An 18,443-nucleotide genomic window follows, 5' to 3' on the forward strand; every position below is an offset into this window, starting at 1 on the left:
GCGTGCGCATGAAGTCCGTCCGGCAATCCCCTCCCCTTCGCTGGGCGCTCGCCGCCACGGCCGCCGCCCTGCTCTTAGCGGGCGCGGCGGCCGCGCGGGATGCGGCGGTTCCGGGCGAACCGCCGATGTGGCCGCTTCCGCCCGAGCCCGCCAGGGTGCGGTACGTGTCGGAGTTCCGCAGCGCCCGCGACCTGGGCCGGTCGGGGTCGCTGCTGGGGAGGATCGCGCGCGGGCTCGTCGGTGCACGGGGCTCGGGCGAGCTGGGGCTGGCCCGGCCCGCGGACGTATACGCCCCGGACAGCACGCAGGTGTTCGTGACCGACGCATCTGGAAGCAAGCTCTTCCTGTTCGACTACAACGATCGTTCCGTGCGGGTCCTCGGCACGGAGGGAGACGGAGCTCTCTCCAAGCCCATGGGGCTGGGCGGCGACCGCTCCGAGGTGTACGTCACCGATCCACCCTCCCGGCGCGTGGTGGTCTTCGACCTGGACGGCCATTTCCTGCGGGCATTCGGGGGGCCGGGTGCGCTTCTCAACCCGGTGGACGTGGCGGTGGACCCCGCGAGCCACAGGGCCTGGGTCGTGGACAGCTACCTCCACCAGGTGGTGGTGTTCGATTCCGCGGGCGTGGTGCTCCGGCGCATCGGGAAGACCGTGGCGGAGGCCACTACCAAGGAGAGCGAGTGGCGCAGCCCGGTTACCGGGCACGAGACGGGCGGTTCGGAGCGGGGATCACACGACGTGGTGGAGAATCGCGGTGGGGGCAATGGGGAATTCCTGTATCCCTGCTCGATCGCGCGATCCCCCGAAGGCCATTTCCACGTGGTGGACGGCCTGAACGGCCGCGTTCAGTCCTTTGACCAGGAGGGGACCTTCCTCTCCACCTTCGGACGCCTGGGGGACACCCCCGGCTCTCTGCCGCGCCCCAAGGGCATCGCCTGCGACTCCGACAGCAACATCTACCTGGTGGACGCGGCGTTCAACAACTTACAGATCTTCAATGGCCGCGGGGAATTGCTGCTCGCGGTGGGGGGACTGGGGCAGGCGGCGGGCCGATTCTGGCTGCCGCTGGGCCTGCACATAGACAGCAACGACCGGATCTACGTGGCCGACCGCTACAACGGCCGCGTTCAGATCCTCCAATACCTGCGTCCACACTCCGCCCTGGGCGGGGATCCCGTGGTGATGCAGGCCGCCCCAAGGACCCCGGTGAAGGAGGAGAAACATGAGTAGGCATGGCGCAACAGTAGTCCTGGTGGCATCGCTCCTGGGCGTGTCGGCGGGCATGGCCTCGGCTCAGCCTGGCGCCTGGCCGAACGGCACGTCGGTCGTGGAGACGCTGCACAACCTGTCCTATTCGGCGTCCAGCAATCGGTACGGCGCGAACTCGGTCCGGGACTACGGGGAGGTCTGCGTCTACTGCCACACCCCGCACGGCGGGCAGACCAGCGCCCCCCTGTGGAACCGCAACTTCTCCGTTTCCACGTACCAGATGTATGACCAGAGTCACAGCACCACCATTGACATGACCGTGGATCCGCAGCCGACCGGCGTGTCCATGGCCTGTCTCTCGTGCCACGATGGAACCGTGGGCCTGGACGTGATCACCAATGTGCCGAACAGCTACTCCGGCTCCGCCGCGGTGGGCACCACCATGCCCGCCGGGATGTTCAACCTGGGCACGGACCTCAGGAACGACCACCCGGTGTCCGTTTCCTATGACAACACGCTGGACACCAAGTTCAAGAGCTCGACTTCGGTCACCGCGGCTGGGCTGCAGCTCTACTCCGGCAAGGTCCAGTGCGCGAGCTGCCACAACCCCCACACGGCAGCCAACCGTCCGTTCCTGAGGGTCTCGAACGGGGGGAGCAATCTTTGCCTGACCTGCCACATCAAGTAAGACCCCGCCTGGCCGCGATCGCGGCACTGGGTCTGCTGGCGTTCGGGTGCGGGGCGGCCAGGGTTATCCTCGACCTGCCCCCGCCCCCGGCCCGGCCACCGGCGGTCCCCACGGCCGCGCGCGCGCCCGTCCCGGGGACCGCCGTGGCGGCAATGGATTCCACCGACAGTCTCTCCGTCCGTCCCGCGCTGGAGCGCACACTCGACCCGGACTCCATACTCGCGCTCCTGCCGCGGGACGCCATCGGGCACGCGGACTGGGCCGAGGCCCTGCGGCGAGGTCTCTTCCATCCGCGCGCCGGCATCCACGGGCGGCGCTATTCGCCCGGAGAAGCCCCGCGGTTCGGATACGACTTCTTCTACCATGGGCCGGACACCAGCTTCGACGCCTGGTTTCCACATTCGGTGCACGCCGAGGTGATCGACTGCCGACAGTGCCATGGTCCCATCGTGCAGTATCGCGACCAGAAGATCTCCATGTCCGAGGTCCTCGACGGCGAGTACTGCGGGCGCTGCCACGGCAAGGTCGCCTTCCCCGTCATCACGGGCTGCAAGAGGTGCCACGTGCGCGGGCCATTCCCGGAGGCGGGAGGATCGGCCGAGCTCCTGGGTACCATCGTCCTGGCCCGGGCCCCGGGGGATTCCGGCATCTCGCGCGGGGTGGTCATGGACTCGCTGCCCCGGGCCCGGTTCCCCCACTGGGTCCACCGGATTCGCTATCAGTGCCGGACCTGCCACATGCAGCTGTTCGTACCGCGGGCGGGCGCGAACACCATCCGCATGGCAGATATCCAGGGCGGCCGCGCCTGCGGGGCGTGCCACGACGGCAACACCGCCTTCCGGGCAGGGTTCGGCAATTGCGAGCGCTGCCATGCGCCCTCCTAGCCGCGGCCGCGCGCTGCTCGTGGCATGTGCCATGGCAGCATGGGGAGCGCGAACCGGCCACGCCGGGCTCCTGGAGCAGGAGCGGGGCAGCGGCGAGGGCGGCTTCTCCTTCGAGGAGCGTGCCCGCGTCAGCGGCGGGTCGCGGACGGATCCAGACCGGAGACTTCGCTTCTGGGTCAAGATGCCGCTCCGCGGCCAGCTGGGGGGGGAGCGGAATCTGAACTACCGGGTAGTCCTACGGCCGTCGAGCGCCTACTCCCCGAAGCGGGAAGGCGACGACGCTGTGAGGCTTCGCCAGTTCGATTTCGACGCGGGATTCCGCCTGGTGGGCATCCCTTCGACGACGCTGTCGGGCTCGCTCGCCCGGGGCCGCTCCCGGGGCGAACGCGGCGGCGCGCCGCTGAGTGAAACCGACGTCAAGACCCGCTCCCTGGCGCTGGCATTCCGACTCCAGGCCCTCCCGCTCAGCGCGGAGCACACGCACCGCGACTCGCGCCTGGCCTGGAGTGTCTCGCCGTTCGCTCCCCTGCTGGAACAGGGCGAGCGCACCGGGACCTGGAGGCTGGAGGCCCAAAACAGCCGCACCACGCTGCGATACGAGCGCACCCGGCAGGACAATCGCGTCTCCGCCCGCGACTACGAAGCATGGAGCGCCGTGGCCGGCCACGCGCTGCGCTGGGGCAAGGGAAGCCGGCTGCAGTCCTCCTACCAGCGCAGCGAACGGGACGGCTCCTCCCGCTTCCTGCAATCCTCGTGGGAGGAGAGCCTGCACCTGCAGCACCTCCGTCCGCTCTCCACCGACTGGGCCTGGTCTCAACATACGGTGGCCTCCACCGGCTCGGAGTCCCGCAGCACGTTCCTCCGCGGATCGCTGGACCACCGGCCCAGGCAGTGGCTGGCATGGGGCATTGGCGCTTCGTCCAGTCTCACCCGGTCGCGCGACTTGGAGAGCAAGTCGCTGGCGCTGGCCCCGCGCCTCTCCCTGGACCACCTCGTGGGTCGGCGCCTCAGGGTGCATTGCTCCGCGGACGCCACCTTCGAGCGCAGGGAGGAACGGGGCACTGAGGGGCTCATGCTGGACCGCGCGGATGAGCGCCACATTGTGGGATCCTCCCGCTCGTTTCTGCTCGAGATGCCGCGCGTGGACACCGCCAGCGTCGAGATCCGCGTCCTCGATCCCCTCATCCTGCTGATACGCGGGGTGGACTACGTGCTCTACGCGGCCGGGGACCGAACCGAGGTGAACCTCACCCCCGCGGGCCGGGCCATGGCGGGGCAAACGCTTCAGGCGGACTACCGGTTCCGGACGGACGCGCGGCCTGAAACCCGCTCGGCGACTCTGCACTACCGGTTGGGGCTGGAGTACCGGTCCTTCTCGCTGCGCCACACCGGCTCCACGCGCGGAACCGACGAGGGCAGACTGGGACGTCCCGTGGGCGCTCCGGATGAGCAGAGCGCACTCACCGAGCTGGAAGGTCGCGGGAGGACGCCGCTCGGCGCCCTGACAGGGAGGGCGCGCCATGAGACCCGGCGGTCCGAACGGTTCTTCAACCGCACCCAGGAGGTGCACCTCGAGCTGTCCGGCACCACCCCCGGCGCCGTGGAGACGGCCCTGTCCGCCGAATGGAGCCGCCGCACCGGGTCGGGGGGGCGGCTGGTGGTGCTCTCCGCGACCGCTCGAACCGGCTGGGCCCCGATGCCCTGGGTGCGGCTGGGAGCCACGCTCCAGGGTTACTCCATTCGGCGTCCGGGGACACCCGACGAGCGCATAATGGACGCCGGACTCAGCGGGGACTTCCGCGTGGCGCAGCTCGAATCCTCGGTCCGCTACAGGGAGCAATGGTCGCGGCCGGACTCACGGGGTGGGGTCCGCGTGGTGTCCCTCCAGTTGCAGCGGAGGTTCTGACCGCCTCCTACGTTCCCCGATACACATCCGTGCTCAGGTACTTCAGCCCGGAATCCACCATCAGCGTGACCACCCTCGCACCCGGGCCCAACTGCTGCCCCACGCGGATCGCGGCGATGACATTCGCACCGGAGGACGTCCCCGCGAAGAGCGCCTCCTCGCGGGCGATGCGCCGGGTCATCTCCTTCGCGTCGTCGGTCCGCACGGCCAGGATGTCGTCCACCAGCGCCGGATCCCAGAGTGGAGGCGTGAACCCGATCCCGACTCCCTCGATCTTGTGGGGGCCCGGCTGGCCTCCAAGCAACACCGAGGACTCCGCGGGCTCCACGGCGACGATCCTGATGTCCGGCTTGTGCCGCTTCAGCACCGCCGCGACCCCGCGCAGGGAGGCAGCCGTGCCGACGCAATGAACGAAGGCGTCGATCTTCCCTTCTGCCTGGTTCCAGATCTCCTCGCCCAGCGGGTGATAGCCCGCGATGCTGTCCTGGTTGTTGAGCTGGTCGGTCCAATACGTATGCGGCTCCTGGCTCAACACACGGGCGGCTTCGATCATGTCCAGGATCAGCTTCCTGGTGGTGCGGCCTCCCTCGCTCGGTACCAGCGTCAACTCCGCACCCAGCGCGGCCATGTGGTCCAGCTTCTCGCGGCTGAACGCATCGGAAGTGACGATCCGGATCCGCAAGCCCCTGGCCGCGCAGACCAGGGCGAGGGAGGTCCCGGTGCTGCCACCGGTATACTCGAGCACGGTGTCGCCGGGGCGCAGCCTGCCATCCGCTTCCGCCCTCGAGATGACGGCCCGGGCCATCCGGTCCTTCATGCTCCCGGTGGGGTTCTCCCACTCGAGTTTGGCGAGGATCTCCGCGCACCCGGGCGGCACGACCTTGCGCAGCCGGACGATCGACGTGTCCCCGATGGCGTTGAGAATGTCCATCGTTCCAGCCCCCCGTGCCTCCGGCGCAGCCATCTCGGCCCTGTACTTCCTGGGAACTCCGCCCACTTCGCCGGTGACGCGGCCTCCTGCCCCAGCTTCATGGTTCCCACGCCTGGAGCGAGATTCGGAAACCCCACGTCGTACCAGTTCCCGGACGAGAACTGCGCCTTCGGCAGTCCGAGGCAATCTATCTCACAGGTACTTCGCTCTTTCAAACCGTTCCCGCTCCCGGTGGTGCCGATCCGCTGAAAGGCACTGCCCGCCCCCGGGATTGCCTCCCGGGAGCGGGCATGGGTGCGTCGGCACGCAGCCGGGCCTGGGCCCGGTGCGTCGGCGGGGGCTCTACTTATGCGCGTCGTGCTGGTGGAAGGAGCGGATCTCGTCGGCGGTGAACCGATGGAGCTTGGTGGCCTTCGCCTTCCCCCGCAGCGGCTCGGGGACGGCCTTGAGGGCCTCCTGCTCGCTGGACGCGGTCACGATGGTGTACCCGGTGTGGTCCCCGGCCTCGCAGCCGAAATCGAACCTCGCCAGCGCGGCCTTGCCGGCAGCCGAGAACTTGTCCAGGTCGGCGAGGCACTCTTCCGGGGTGTGCGTGGAGCTGATCAGGTAGCGCGTGGCCATGGCACCGCCCTTGGCCGTCGCGCCCCCGCTCAGGAGGCAGGCGCCGAGGACGACGGTGGCGAGGACCAGCAGGAGACTCGAGGCACGCTTCATGGGATCCCTCCGTGTGGGGCGGCCGGTGTTTCGCCGGGGGCGCCGGGGTCGAGTTCCGCGGCTCATGCCGGGGACCGATCCCACGCTCCGCAGGCGGGGTGAACGGGTCACGTATGAACCTGATCGGCGCGGATCAAGTGGACCGCGCACCCACATTTCGATGCTGGAAGCCTGCCCGAAGGAGCGCGGCATCTGCCGGGCAAGGCGCGTTGGAGAATGGCCTCTCATCAGGCAGGCTCACGGAAGCCGGACCATGCCCGCGGCCGCGGCTCGACCTTTCACGTTTCCTGCCGCGCGAGGAAGCAGCCCCAGCCTTAGAACAGGATCCCGATCGTCACGGGCACAAACCGCGTGGTTGCCGGGGATACCTCGCCGGAGGCTGTATGCACGGAGTGATAGCGGGCTTCGACGAACGCGCGGACCCGCATCACGTTCAGCGACACCCCCGCCCCCACGTGGATCCCTGGCCGCGTCTGGGAGGAGTTCCCGGCGGCGCCGCCGGGGGCGGTGACGTGGTAGATCCCCAACCCGCCCGTCAGATAGGGCGCGATCGGGCCCGGCATGAGGTTGCAGGTGGCGTGGACCGTGGCGGCAGCCACGTTGGTGGAGCCCTGCCCCGGCAGCCTCTCCCCGAAGTGATAGATCGCAAGGTCGGCACCGGCGCCGAGACTGGACAGCGGGGGCGTCACACGGGCGGTGGCCTCCAGGTGGAACCCGGTTGCGCGCGTGGACGCGAGCGTTCCGGAGGGGTTGTTGGGACCCGCCCCGACACCGAATTGCCCGATGCCCGACGCCTCCCCGGGAATGAGGTCGCACCCCAGGGCAACGGAGACCGCCGCGGCCAGGAGCAGGCCCCTCCCGATGTGGAAGCTGCGCGTGTTCTCAGTCCGCTGATGGCTCATCATGATATTCCTCCCGGAAGTAGGAGAGTCCTCGGCCGGACCGGCATCCGGGGCATCACGCCGGGCCCCCGGCTCGCCTCCCCGACGGCAGCAGGAGTGGAGATCTCGCGTGCGGGAGTGTGCCCGACGCCTGCTGCGCCAGGGCCGTGAGCCCCACCGCGAGGTAGTCCCGGGTCTCACGCGGCTGGAGGAAGTGGAGCCGGACATGTTCCCTGCCGGCCTCCCCCAACCGCCGCCGCAGGCCCGGCCGCTCCAGGAGCCGGAGCGCCTGGAAGGCCGCCCCCTCGATGGAATGCACCAGCAGCCCGGTGCGCTCGTGAATCACCTGCAGCGGAATCCCCCCGACGGCCGACACGACGGTGGCCCGGCGCTTCCAGAGCGCCTCGGATACCGTGAGCGCGAATCCCTCGCGCAGCGACTTCTGGAACACCACCGTGGATGCCCGCTGCAGCGCGTTGATTTCGACATTCGCGTCGTTGGGCAGCTCCAGCACACGAACATCGCCGACCTTGCCGGCTGCCGAACGTGTTTCCTCCAGAACCTCCACACCCTCGGGGTCGTCGTCGGCCGAGCCACCGGCAAGCACCAGGACGGCATCCCGTCGCCGCTTCACCCGCGCGAACGCGTGCACGACGCCGACCGGGTCCTTGAGCCGGTCGAAGCGCGACACCTGGGCCAGGATGGGCCGTTCCCCCTCGAGGCCGAGCGACCGGATCGCATTCTGCATCTCGCCGTCGGCCAGCTCGCGGTTCTTGTCCGCGAAGGGATCGATGGAGGGCGGCGCCAGGAACGAGGGGATGGGCAGCGGCCGCACGAATGCCGCGGCCGAGAAGATGGCGGCGGCGTGGAGGGCCACCCACGGCTCCAGGAACTCCCAGGTCTCCGGGTCCGGCGCGGAGAGGTCGATGTGGCAGCGCCAGATCCACGCCTGCCCCCCCCGGCGGCGGAGCGCCACCAGGCCCGCGGGCTGCGGATCGTGGATCATGATCACGTCGCCGTCGAGTCGAAGGCGCGCGGCCTCGATCTCCATGCGCGCACGGTAGGTCTCGCGCATCTCCGCGGTGAGCCCGGCGGGCCGCCCGTGAAGGCCGTTGTGGATGGCCTTCGTGACCCGGTAGAACCCGGCGTCGCCGCCCATCACCTCCCAGGCAGCATCGATGCCGAGTTCTCCCAGCAGCACCATCATGCCGCGCAGGATCTCAGCCACTCCTCCACCGGAGGCGGTGGAGTTCACCATCACCAGCCGGTGCCCTCGGAACTGCCGCGCCAGCGCTTCGAGGCGGTCCAGCTCCTGGGTTCCGAGCAGCGCCTGGTAGCGGTCCAGGGTGGGAGTGCCCGTCATGGGAGAAGCTCCCCGCCCCGCCCCCAGTCGCGCAGAAGTCGGCTTACCATCTCGCGCGCCTCCCCCGGGCGACGCGCCTCCGGGGTGTCCCCGCGCTCCGCGATGCGCAAACCGATCCCCGAGGACCGCCAGCTCCGCAGCACCCTGCTCCGCGCGGCTCTCAGCCCCGTGGCTGGCGATCGTTCCGGGGCCGCGGCCCGGGCCATCCGTACCGCGCCCATGCCCTCCAGCCAGTACAGCAAATCATCCGCGGAGCCGGAGTCCAGGAGCGGAACCTCCCTCAGGTGATACAGGAACTCCTCGGCTCCCAGCGCGGCGACGCACTCGACCGCCTCCGCGGGGTCCGCCGCGGTCATCCCGGATTCCAGGGCGAGGGTCTGCCAGCACTGGAGGCCCAGTCCTCGGCCCTCCGGGGCGGGCCGGGAGCCGCGTCCCGAGCGGCAGAGTTGCCCCAGGGCGCCCAGCAGCGTCGCCCGCAGACCCACCATGGTGGGCGCGCGAAAGAGCGCCGCGAAGGCGAGCCTTTCCGCGGCCTCGCGGTCCATCAGCACGTGCTCGCACCACGCGGTGAAGTGGTCCGGGGGGGCCTCGGACGCACCGGGATCGCGGAGCGGGGCCTCGTACACGTGGTAGAAGAGCGTCGCGTCGTCCGCGGATTCGACTTCCGCCAGCAACTCTTCGAGGCTGCGCGCCAGAGCGCCGGACGCCTGCACCAGGCGGATCGTACGCTTGAACCGAAACCCGCCCGGTTTCATCGGTCCTCCGTGCCGGTGCGCTCGCGGGGCATCGCGGGACCTTCCTCCCGCAGGCGCAGGAACTCGATGAGCACGTCCCGGGCCATGTCCCGGCAACCGAGGCCAAACGCAAGCGCCACGGCCAGGGCCGCCCCCGCCACCAGGATGAGCCCGGCGCCGACCACCAACTGCGCGGCCACTCCGAGCTGTTCCACCGCGAGCAGGAGCGCCACCGACAGCACCACCGCAAATGCCACCCTTCCAGCGAGCGCGGGACGGCGCCATCCGAATCCGCGGAGCGCGGAGCGGGTCATGGCGCCGGCCACCACGGCGGCGAACATGCCCACCAGGCTCACGAGCGCGGCCACCACGGCCCGCGGCAACAGGTCCGCCAGGCGCCCGCTGACCGCCGCGCGCGCATGGATGCCCACCAGGTCCAGGGCCACCAGCCAGGTCAGCGCGAGAACGCCCCAGAACGCCAGCCACGCGGCGGTCGCGGCGGCCTCCCCGTTGCCCACCATCGCGCGGCCCCGGAGCAACTGCCGGAGGGCGTGATTGAAGCGCAGGGCGCCCAGGCCCGTCTGGACCAGGACCGATACTCCATGCGCCACCAGCCATCCCGTGAGCAGGATGGCGAAAGCCAGCAGGACGTTCAGCGAACTGTCGCGCAATCCGGCAATCAGCCAGTCCATGCGCCCGCCCGCGCCGGCCGCGGCGGCAGCCGATCCCGCGGGGGCCGCAACGATCGCGAGGATACCCATGATCTACCTTCCTTCCTCGAACTGGGGGTCCAGCCGCAGGACGCAGTCCAGCAGGTCCTTCGCCCAGTCGTAGATGGTGTTGCGCAGGAGCCGTTCTCGCAGGGCGGCCATGCGACGCCGCGCCTCGGAAGTTGGCGTGGACAGCACCTCGTCCATCGCGTCTGCCACCGCCTCCGTGTCGTAGGGATTCACCAGTGCCGCGGTGCGGAATTCGCGCGCGGCCCCGGTGAACCGGCTGAGCACGAGGGCGCCCCCCAGGTCGGGCCGGGCCGCCACGTACTCCTTGGCCACCAGGTTCATTCCATCGTGCAGGGGCGTGACGGCGGCCACGTTGCCGAGGCGGTACAAGGCCACCACGTCAGCGAAGTCCAGGTCGTGCTTGATGAGGTGCAGGAAGGGGCGGCCCACGGACCCGAAGTCGCGGTTCAGACCCTGCGCCAGGGCCTCCACGCGGGCAGTCAGCTCCCGGTACTCGGGCAGCTCCACGCGGGTCGGCACGCCCACCTGCACGAACTGCAGCGACCCACGCCAGCGGGGATATTTCTCCAGCAGGCGCCGCAGGGCCTGGAACCGCTCCGGGATGCCCTTCGTGTAATCGAGCCGGTCCACCCCGAGCGCGACCGGCCCCGGTCCCAGGCCGAGCCGTTCGCGCCAGCGCGCCGTGGCGGCGCGGCAAGCGGCGCCCGAAGAATGCCGGGCGATCCCGTCCACGTCGGTGCCGATCGGGAAGGCCCGGATGCGCGTGGTGTGCCCGCGGCGGTCCACGGTCATCCGCGCGAAATCCACGCGCGCCTCCAGTTCGGAAGCCACGGTCTCCAGGAAGCTCATGCCATGCTCGCGCAGGTGGAACCCCAGAACGTCGTTGGCGAGCAGTCCGTCCAGCAAAGCCTCCTTCCAGGGCAGGACCCGGAAGACATCCGGCCCGGGCCATGGAATGTGCCAGAACAGGGCCACCCGCAGATCGGGGCGTTCCGCCTTGATGTACCCGGCGCACATCGCCAGGTGGTAGTCCTGGAGCAGCACCACGCCGGGGTCGCGCCCCACCTCCTCGAGCGCCGCGCGCGCGAATCGGCGGTTCACCTGCCGGTAGCTCTCCCAGTCCAGTTCATCCAGGCGGGGGCGGACGAAGACGAGGTGCGAGAGGGGCCAGAGTGCGCCGTTTGCGAACCCGGCGTAGTAACGGCGCACGTCGCCTTCGCTCAACCACTGCCTCGCGAGCGTGTAGGCCGGCCCGTCTTCAGGCACCGCGAGTCTCCCGCGCTTGTCGGAGTACTCCTCGTCGGCGTCCCCGGAGCCGTGGGCCACCCAGGTGCCTCCGGTGGCGCGCAGGACCGCATCCAGCGCGACCACGAGACCTCCGGGATTGCGGTTCATCCGCACTCCCCCGGGGCCCCGCCGGTGCGAGTAGGGCTCGCGATTGGAGACCACCACCAGCCGATTTCCGGACAGGGCGTCCCGCGCCCAGACGCGGAGCGACTCTGCATCCATAAGATCGCGGCTCGAATGCAGCAGCAGCTGTCGGTCCGCCGCCAGGCCCAGGGCATCGCTCAGCCGCGCACCCAGGCTGGTGCCGGATCGCTGCACTCCCTGTTCCATGGTTCAGTCCCCTTCCCGCGCGTGGGCCAGTCCGCGCCGCCCCGTGAATGCCGCGGAGCGGAGCTGACGCGCCACGCGCCACAGGAACTCCGCGAGGTCCCCGGGGGAAGGCACGCGGAATTCGGTTCCGGGCAGCGCGCGACGGCCCACGCTGATCGCAAGGCCGCCAGCTGCCCGCACCTGCTCGAACGCATCGATGTCGTTGGTGTCGTCGCCGGCGTACAGCGCGATGTCGGCCGGCGCATGGCGCCATTGCCGCAGGAGTTGGCGCAGGGCCCGGCCCTTCCCCGCCGCCGCGGGCATCCATTCGAAGCACCGCCGGCATCGGACCCAGCGGCCCGACTCGACACGTCCGGACCCGAGCGACGCCGACATCCGCACCAGGTCCCGCGCAAGGTCGTCGCGCTGCGCGATCGTCAGCCGGGACACGTGCACGCACAGCCCCGCGGGCTTGACCTCCATTCGTGCGGGAGGGTGCCGCAGGACCAGGTCCCGCACCGCCTCGACCAGGACGGGCTCGGGCGGCACGAATCCCGGGAGCGGAAGCGCCGCTCCCAGGTGGACTCGCTCGAGCCCGTTGCTCGCCACCAACTCCACCCCGTCCAGGTTGACGGCACGGGCGAGGTCCGCGGCGCCGCGGCTGCTCAGGATGCCAACATGCACGCCACGAGTATCGAGAAGGGTCTCCAAGGTCAGGCGGGCAAGACCGTCCAGCCGTGCCCCTCCCGGGTCCGGGGCGAAGGCCACCAGGGTCCCGTCGAAATCCAGGACGGCGCACAGCCGACCCCGGGCGCCCGTGCGCCGCACGATCCGCTCGAACGCGACCCGCATTCCGGCATCCGGGCTCATCGGGTTCTCCTCCCGCGGCCTGCGGGAGGGCGCGACAACGTCCTGGCCGGGGTGTCCGGGAATCGCGGGCCGAAGGGCCCCGGCCGTCGGTGGGTTCGGGTGGAAGCGAAACAGCCTCGCAGGATCCCTGCACGGCGCGCGTCTCACCCGGCTCCCGCCCTGGGGCCCCCGGCCGCGATGTCTCGGGCAGCTGCCGCGCTCTCCGGACCGGCCGCCGGGGATGGGGATCCCGCGGGTTCAGCCGGCACCAGGGCAGTTTGTAGAATCTCCCGCCTGCCCGGGCGGTTCATTCCATGCTCCCCACACGCACGAATGCATTCTCACTTGGTATCCCGTTGCGCGGGTTCACAGTCTGGCGCGCGGGACTGGGGAAGCGGCCTGGGCGTGCCGCCGTCTTCCCCGAGGAACCGCAATTGTCATGCCAGCGAAACTCCGAGGGACGGCCGCACATTCCTCATCGCGGTTCCGGCACCTGCCGGTTCCATGGATCCGGAAGCGCGCGCACCGCATCTCATCAGTGCACCTGTCGTCGCCGCGGCCATCCACGGCCCGTCGCGCCGACCGGTTGCCCACCAATCCTCGTGGGCGCCTTTCGCGCCGGCCGACCGCCGCAGGATTCGAGACGAACCGCGGACCCGCAGCCCCAGACTGGGAAGGAACGTAGCGCCATGGCCATCGCACTCACCGACACTGCCCTCGGAAGTCTCCGCGAGACGATGAGCGGAACGGTTATCTCACCCGCGGACAAGACTTACGACGAGGCGAGGAAGATCTGGAATGGCGACGTGGACCGGCGGCCGGCCGTGATCGCCCGTTGCGCCAGCGTGGAGGACGTGCGGGCCGCCCTGGCCTTCGGACGCTCCCGGGGGCTGCAGATCGCGGTCAAGGCCGGCGGGCACAGCCTGCCGGGCCACTCGCTCGCGGACGACGCCCTGCTCATTGACCTGCGCCCGATGAACAAGGTCTCGATCGACGCCACGGCGCGCCGCGCCACCGTCCAGGGTGGCGCGATCTGGTCCGAGGTGGATGTCCCGGCGCAGGAGCACGGGCTCGCAGTGACGGGCGGGCACGTGACCCACACCGGCGTCGCGGGACTGACACTCGGCGGCGGCATCGGCCACATCATGCGAAAGTTCGGCCTGGTCGTGGACAACCTGCTGTCGGCGCAGATCGTGACCGCCGACGGCCGCGTGCTGAAGGCGAGCGAGAAGGAGAACCCGGACCTCTTCTGGGCGATCCGGGGCGGCGGTGGGAATTTCGGCATCGTCACGGAGTTCGAGTTCCGGCTCGCGCCCCTGGGGCCCACCGTGCTCGGCGGCCTGGCTTTCTGGGCCCCGGAGAAGGGCCCGGAACTGATGCGACGCTACCGCGAGTTCTGCAAGACCGCTCCCGACGAGGTAACCACCCTGCTGGTTCACCTGTGCGCCCCGCCGTTCGACTTCGTCCCCAAGGACGTGCAGCACAAGCCCGGGTACGCGCTGGTCGTGGCCGGCACCGATGTGGCGGTGGCCGAGCGCGCCGTGAAGGAGATGCGGTCGTTCGCCCCCCCGCTCTTCGATGTCATCGGGCCGATGCCCTACCTCGCCCTGCAGGGGATGTTCGACCCGGCGCTGCCGCACGGCACGCAGACCTATCTCAAGGGCCACTACCTGCAGGAGATGAGCGACGACGCGATCCGGGTGATCCACGAGCGGGCGGCGAAGATGCCTGCCGGGCGATCCCAGGTGTTCATCGCGCAGATGGGCGGGGCCGTGGCCCGCGTGGCGGACGAGGCCACCTCGTTCGGCGGCCGTGACGCGGCGTTCCAGACGTTCGCGATCGGGATCTGGGAAGACCCCGCGGACCGGACTGCGACCGTGGACTGGGTGCGCGGCTACTGGGATGCGATGCAGCCATACGCACACGGTGCCTACGTCAATCTCTCCAGCGAGCAGGACCAGGCGTCGCTCCGCACCACCTACGGCGACGCGAAGTTCGCGAGGCTCCAGCGCATCAAAGCGAAGTACGATCCGGAAAACGTCTTCCGGCTGAACCAGAACATCGAACCGGCGAAACTCGGGTGACCGTGCGGATGCGGTCGTGACCGCGCCCAGGACTCCCACACATTTCCCGTAGGCGGAATTCCACCCGCAGGAGGCACCCATGGCACCCGCGAAGCGACACCTCCCCGAGGGCTACCACACGGTGACGCCCATCCTCACACTCGAAGACTGCGCGGCTGCGCTCGACTGGTACGGCAGGGCCCTCGGCGCGGAAGATGTCGCCAAGAGCCTGGGGCCCGACGGAAAGGTCATGCACGCGGAATTTCGAATCGGCGCTTCCAAGCTCATGGCGCACGACACCATGATGGGCGGCAGGGGCCCCAGGGGATTCGGCGGCTCTCCCATGGCGCTGTGGATCTACGTGGAGGATTGCGACGCTCTCTTCCAGCGCGCCGTCGCGGCGGGCGCGACCGTGGTCCGGCCCGTGGAGGACCAATTCTGGGGTGACCGCTGCGGAACGCTGAAGGACCCGCACGGGTACGCGTGGACCGTGGCGACGCACAAGGAGGACCTCAGCCGGGCCGAGATGGACGCACGGGCGGCCGAGTTCTTCAAGAACTTCGCCCCGGCCGGCAAGGGCGGCTCGTAGCGGGCCTCCAGGGGCGTGCGTGGAGCCACCTTCACTCACGCCCCTGGATCGCCTCACCGGAGCATCAGCATCTTCCTGTTGGACTCGAAGTCGCCGATCTTCAGGAGGTAGAAGTACACGCCCGAGGCCAATCGGGCGCCGTCGGAGTCCCGGCCGTCGAACGGCACCGCATACTCCCCCGCATCCTGCCTCGAATTTGCCGGATGGTCGGTGTGCTAGAACGCCAGCGACACCTGCGCGCCGAAGAGCTCGTCCACCTTGTCAGGATCGCCGTCCTCCCAGCCCCGGGCCACGTTCTTCTGGTAGACCAGCTTGGCCAGGGACCTGCGCGCGATGCGGCAGCCCAGCCCGTACTCCGCGCGGCGGCGGTTGTAGTCCCACGGGTAGGATTCACCGTTGGATTCCTGCAGGCGCGTGAAGTCCATGCGATCCCACCGGGCGGCCACGTAGAAGCCCAGCGGCAGCACGTACCTGCCCTCGAGGCTGTAGCCGCTCACACCCAGATCGCCCAGCGCGGGGGTCTGCCAGGTGGAGTGGAATGCCTCGCCGCGCATCTCGGCGTGCTGGATCTCGAATTCGGCGTCCGCCAGCACCAGCCGCTGATCATAGTCGGTTACCTTGCGGCCGGCCGGCAGGGCGGCCGCGACGGCATCCGAGAGATACGGCCCGCGCGAGCCCGAGAGACCCACGCGGACGCCCGCAACCGGCATGAGGCCCAGCCGGCCGAGAATCGTCTTTCCGCCGTTCTCGTCCGCGCCCGGGTTGGGGCGGCCCGGGGTGCCGTTCACCATTCCCAGGGTCAGCTCGAGAGGTCGCGCGCTGCCGGTGAGGAGCACGCCGAAGTCCCACCACGTATCGTACAGCACGGTCATTCCCGGGAGCGCGGCCGGCGCGCTCGAGCCGTAGCCGCCACTTCCCGGACCCGGATTGGCGTAGCTCACGCCATAGGGACCGCGCCCGGCCTGGTTCAGCAGGATGTCCGCATTCGCCGGAAGCTGGTCCCAGCGCAGGCTGGTGTGGTACTGGTGGAAGAGCGGCAGGCCCATGAGCGGATTGCGATTCGAATATGTCCGCGGCCCGAGGGCCCCTATCAGCCAGGGCACCTTCCCCGCCAGCAGGTGCACGTCGCGCTCGTCGCGGGGCGTCCACTTCATGTAGGCGCCCACCACCAGCGGACCGCGGTTCTCGTCGTATCGGAACTCGCTGTAGGCTTCGAGCCGCTCCGAAACGCGGCCGTCGGCGAACAGGGTCAGGCGGTAGGGATCGAACGGAGAGTCGTTCCGGTTCAGCACCAGCGCGTTGCCGCGGCTGGTCAGCGCGAGGTCCAGCAGCCCGCGCAGCTCGATGTCCGCGGCGCCCGCGCCGCGGGCGAAGGTGCACAGGGCCAATCCAGCCAGGCCCAGCGGGACCAGTGCGGCCAGGGCCAACGAGGGCAGCCGGAGGCACGTACCACGAGGGTGGTCGTTCACGCCGCATTCTCCTCTTCCATGAGTACCGCCGCCGGCAGGCGCACCGTGAACGTGCTGCCCTGCCCCGGCGCGCTCACCACTTCGATGCTGCCTCGGTGCGCCTCCACGATGCCGCGCGCGATCGTGAGCCCCAGTCCCATCCCCGCCGAACAGAACTCCAGGGTGTCCGAGGAGTGGTGCTGCAGCGAGTCCCGCAGCGACAGTGGCCGCTCGAACACTTCGCGCTGCTTCCCGGGTGCGATGCCGATGCCGGTGTCCCGGACCGCGATCCACACGCCGCTCCCGGCACATCCCGCTTCCACCTCCACCCTGCCCCCGTCCGGCGTGAACCGGATGCCGTTGCGCACCAGGTTGCCCACCGCCTGCACCAGGCGCGGCCCGTCCACGCGCAGGGGCGCTGGCGCGAGGACCGCCCGGAGACTGACCTCCACCTCCCGGCCCGGAGCCACCGCCCGCGAGGCGGCGATGGCCTCCCGCAGCAGCGCGCTCAGATCGTGCTCGCCCGGCTCCAGCACCAGTTCCTCGCGCTCGATCTGGGACATCCGGGTGGCGTCCTCGGCGATCCGGGTCAGCGCGGCGGTGCTCTTTCCGATCGCCCTCACGGCTTCCTGCTGCGGGTCCGACAGGGGACCCAGCACGCCCCCCGCCAGCAGTTCCTGGAAGCCCTGGATCACCGAGATGGGTGTGCGCAGCTCGTGCGACGCCACGCTCAGGAAGTCGGTCTTGATGCGCATCACCTCCTCCAGGCGCGCCACGTGCTCCTGCTGGTGTCGGCGCATGTCGAGGAAGCGGTCGGCCAGGTAACGGATCTCGTCGCGGGAACGCACGCGGATGGGGAACTCGTAGTTGCCGCGCTCCATCTCCATCGCGCCACGCACGATCTGCCCGATGGGCGTGAGGATGCCGCGAGAAAGCAGCAGGCTCGCGGCCAGCGCCGCCAGCACGGCGAAGAGCCCCAGCAGCTCCAGTTGCCCCTGGATCCGCCTCAGGAATGCCGTTTCGGCGTCCAGCGAGCGCTGCAGGGCGTAGTACTGGCCTCCGGAGGGCCCCGATCCCGGGATGGCCCGGGCCAGGGTGAGGTAGCGCTGCCCGTGCCCCTGGAGCGCGTACGGGCCGTCGGTGGCGCGCCTCGAGCCACGGGAGACGGCCGCCGCGCCGAGCGTGGTCCTGAGCGCCTCGCGATCCGCCGGCTCGCGCAGCGTGCTCCCGCTGACGATCCCGTTGAATACAAAGGTCACTTCGCTCCGGGTCAGCGTGCGCAGTTGCTCGGCCAGCGACTGGCCGATGCGCATGCCCACCACCAGCACGCCGGCCACGCGGCCGCTCACCAGGACTGGGGTGGCGGTGAGCTGGAACGGCGAGGCCCCGCGCAGCGCCACCCCCGAGGCAGGTGCGCCGGACAGCGCCGCACGCACCAGTGCCGCAGGCGCTCCCCCCTCGCGCGAGCCCAGCCCCTCGGAGGCCAGCGGCTGGCCCCGGTCGTCCAGCACGTCGAAGACATCCGTGCGGGTGACGGCGTTGAAGTCGCGGGCCACCCCGGCCACCGTGGCGTCGAACTCAGCGGTGCGCTCCTCCCGCGGCACGGTGAGCATCGCGAAGAACTTCGGGTCCCTTACGATCACCTGGCCGTCCACCGCCAGCTGCGTGGCGCGCGCGGCCAGCATCTGCTCGAAGACCGCCGCGGCGCGGGCCAGGTCCTCGTTGGTGTTGCGGCCCACCTGCCGGGACACGTTGCGGTTCACGATCCACAGGGGCGGGACCGTGAGCGCCAGGAGCGGCAGGACCGCGAAGGCGAGGATCTTCCACCGCAGCGAGAAACGCATGC

The 18,443-nt window shown here is 70.1% G+C and carries 16 protein-coding genes; 6 read left to right on the forward strand and 10 right to left on the reverse strand.

All coding sequences use genetic code 11. From position 1 onward, the window contains the following. Positions 1 to 8: 8 nt before the first annotated feature. From HZB25_09650 to HZB25_09665, 4 genes are all read left to right on the forward strand, one after another. Positions 9 to 1,232 (forward strand): hypothetical protein, encoded by a 1,224-nt coding sequence (locus HZB25_09650; GenBank protein ID MBI5837496.1) that lies wholly within the window; start codon positions 9 to 11, stop codon positions 1,230 to 1,232. Then, positions 1,225 to 1,899, forward strand: coding sequence for a cytochrome c3 family protein (locus HZB25_09655; protein ID MBI5837497.1), 675 nt, complete (start codon positions 1,225 to 1,227; stop codon positions 1,897 to 1,899). Before HZB25_09650 ends, HZB25_09655 begins: the two co-directional genes overlap by 8 nt. Before the next feature lie 143 nt (positions 1,900 to 2,042). Further along, positions 2,043 to 2,783: a hypothetical protein gene (locus HZB25_09660; protein MBI5837498.1), complete on the forward strand. Its 741-nt coding sequence runs from the start codon at positions 2,043 to 2,045 to the stop codon at positions 2,781 to 2,783. Positions 2,784 to 2,814: 31 nt separating this feature from the next. Beyond that, positions 2,815 to 4,689: a hypothetical protein gene (locus HZB25_09665; protein ID MBI5837499.1), complete on the forward strand. Its 1,875-nt coding sequence runs from the start codon at positions 2,815 to 2,817 to the stop codon at positions 4,687 to 4,689. 7 nt (positions 4,690 to 4,696) lie between these two features. Here the strand turns inward: HZB25_09665 and HZB25_09670 are convergent, their stop codons facing one another. From HZB25_09670 to HZB25_09705, 8 genes are all read right to left on the reverse strand, one after another. Then, entirely contained in the window at positions 4,697 to 5,620 is a 924-nt protein-coding gene (locus tag HZB25_09670; GenBank protein ID MBI5837500.1) for a cysteine synthase family protein, read from the reverse strand. Positions 5,621 to 5,962: 342 nt separating this feature from the next. After that, on the reverse strand, positions 5,963 to 6,334 hold the full coding sequence (locus HZB25_09675) for a hypothetical protein (protein ID MBI5837501.1): 372 nt from the start codon (positions 6,332 to 6,334) through the stop codon (positions 5,963 to 5,965). 314 nt (positions 6,335 to 6,648) lie between these two features. Next, on the reverse strand, positions 6,649 to 7,239 hold the full coding sequence (locus HZB25_09680; protein MBI5837502.1) for a hypothetical protein: 591 nt from the start codon (positions 7,237 to 7,239) through the stop codon (positions 6,649 to 6,651). 52 nt (positions 7,240 to 7,291) lie between these two features. Further along, positions 7,292 to 8,578, reverse strand: a complete 1,287-nt coding sequence (locus HZB25_09685) for a glycosyltransferase (GenBank protein MBI5837503.1) — start codon at positions 8,576 to 8,578, stop codon at positions 7,292 to 7,294. Continuing rightward, on the reverse strand, positions 8,575 to 9,333 hold the full coding sequence (locus HZB25_09690) for a hypothetical protein (GenBank protein MBI5837504.1): 759 nt from the start codon (positions 9,331 to 9,333) through the stop codon (positions 8,575 to 8,577). The genes HZB25_09685 and HZB25_09690 overlap by 4 nt, the downstream gene beginning before the upstream one ends. Beyond that, on the reverse strand, positions 9,330 to 10,073 hold the full coding sequence (locus HZB25_09695; protein MBI5837505.1) for a hypothetical protein: 744 nt from the start codon (positions 10,071 to 10,073) through the stop codon (positions 9,330 to 9,332). The genes HZB25_09690 and HZB25_09695 overlap by 4 nt, the downstream gene beginning before the upstream one ends. Positions 10,074 to 10,076: 3 nt before the next feature. Beyond that, positions 10,077 to 11,669 carry a trehalose-6-phosphate synthase gene (locus HZB25_09700; protein ID MBI5837506.1) on the reverse strand — a complete coding sequence of 531 codons (1,593 nt, stop codon included), beginning with the start codon at positions 11,667 to 11,669 and terminating at the stop codon, positions 10,077 to 10,079. A gap of 3 nt (positions 11,670 to 11,672) precedes the next feature. Further along, on the reverse strand, positions 11,673 to 12,518 hold the full coding sequence (locus tag HZB25_09705; GenBank protein MBI5837507.1) for a hypothetical protein: 846 nt from the start codon (positions 12,516 to 12,518) through the stop codon (positions 11,673 to 11,675). 716 nt (positions 12,519 to 13,234) lie between these two features. Between HZB25_09705 and HZB25_09710 the strand changes: the two genes are divergently transcribed. Both HZB25_09710 and HZB25_09715 read left to right on the forward strand, forming a co-directional pair. Next, entirely contained in the window at positions 13,235 to 14,581 is a 1,347-nt protein-coding gene (locus tag HZB25_09710; GenBank protein ID MBI5837508.1) for an FAD-binding oxidoreductase, read from the forward strand. Positions 14,582 to 14,660: 79 nt separating this feature from the next. Next, entirely contained in the window at positions 14,661 to 15,149 is a 489-nt protein-coding gene (locus tag HZB25_09715) for a VOC family protein (GenBank protein MBI5837509.1), read from the forward strand. A 215-nt stretch (positions 15,150 to 15,364) separates the two neighbouring features. Here HZB25_09715 and HZB25_09720 read toward each other — a convergent pair whose 3' ends face one another. Then, positions 15,365 to 16,618, reverse strand: a complete 1,254-nt coding sequence (locus tag HZB25_09720; protein ID MBI5837510.1) for a hypothetical protein — start codon at positions 16,616 to 16,618, stop codon at positions 15,365 to 15,367. After that, entirely contained in the window at positions 16,615 to 18,441 is a 1,827-nt protein-coding gene (locus HZB25_09725) for a HAMP domain-containing protein (GenBank protein ID MBI5837511.1), read from the reverse strand. Before HZB25_09725 ends, HZB25_09720 begins: the two co-directional genes overlap by 4 nt. Between the last annotated feature and the right edge of the window lie 2 nt (positions 18,442 to 18,443).

The organism is Candidatus Eisenbacteria bacterium (genome assembly GCA_016235265.1).
Classification (GTDB): Bacteria; Eisenbacteria; RBG-16-71-46; order RBG-16-71-46; family JACRLI01; genus JACRLI01.

Coding starts and splice junctions, on each gene's coding strand:
- HZB25_09650 (MBI5837496.1), top strand. CDS start 9: ATGAAGTCCGTCCGGCAATCCCCTCCCCTTCGCTGGGCGCTCGCCGCC.
- HZB25_09655 (MBI5837497.1), top strand. CDS start 1,225: ATGAGTAGGCATGGCGCAACAGTAGTCCTGGTGGCATCGCTCCTGGGC.
- HZB25_09665 (MBI5837499.1), top strand. CDS start 2,815: ATGGCAGCATGGGGAGCGCGAACCGGCCACGCCGGGCTCCTGGAGCAG.
- HZB25_09670 (MBI5837500.1), bottom strand. CDS start 5,620: ATGGACATTCTCAACGCCATCGGGGACACGTCGATCGTCCGGCTGCGC.
- HZB25_09675 (MBI5837501.1), bottom strand. CDS start 6,334: ATGAAGCGTGCCTCGAGTCTCCTGCTGGTCCTCGCCACCGTCGTCCTC.
- HZB25_09680 (MBI5837502.1), bottom strand. CDS start 7,239: ATGATGAGCCATCAGCGGACTGAGAACACGCGCAGCTTCCACATCGGG.
- HZB25_09685 (MBI5837503.1), bottom strand. CDS start 8,578: ATGACGGGCACTCCCACCCTGGACCGCTACCAGGCGCTGCTCGGAACC.
- HZB25_09690 (MBI5837504.1), bottom strand. CDS start 9,333: ATGAAACCGGGCGGGTTTCGGTTCAAGCGTACGATCCGCCTGGTGCAG.
- HZB25_09695 (MBI5837505.1), bottom strand. CDS start 10,073: ATGGGTATCCTCGCGATCGTTGCGGCCCCCGCGGGATCGGCTGCCGCC.
- HZB25_09700 (MBI5837506.1), bottom strand. CDS start 11,669: ATGGAACAGGGAGTGCAGCGATCCGGCACCAGCCTGGGTGCGCGGCTG.
- HZB25_09705 (MBI5837507.1), bottom strand. CDS start 12,518: ATGAGCCCGGATGCCGGAATGCGGGTCGCGTTCGAGCGGATCGTGCGG.
- HZB25_09710 (MBI5837508.1), top strand. CDS start 13,235: ATGAGCGGAACGGTTATCTCACCCGCGGACAAGACTTACGACGAGGCG.
- HZB25_09715 (MBI5837509.1), top strand. CDS start 14,661: ATGGCACCCGCGAAGCGACACCTCCCCGAGGGCTACCACACGGTGACG.
- HZB25_09725 (MBI5837511.1), bottom strand. CDS start 18,441: ATGCGTTTCTCGCTGCGGTGGAAGATCCTCGCCTTCGCGGTCCTGCCG.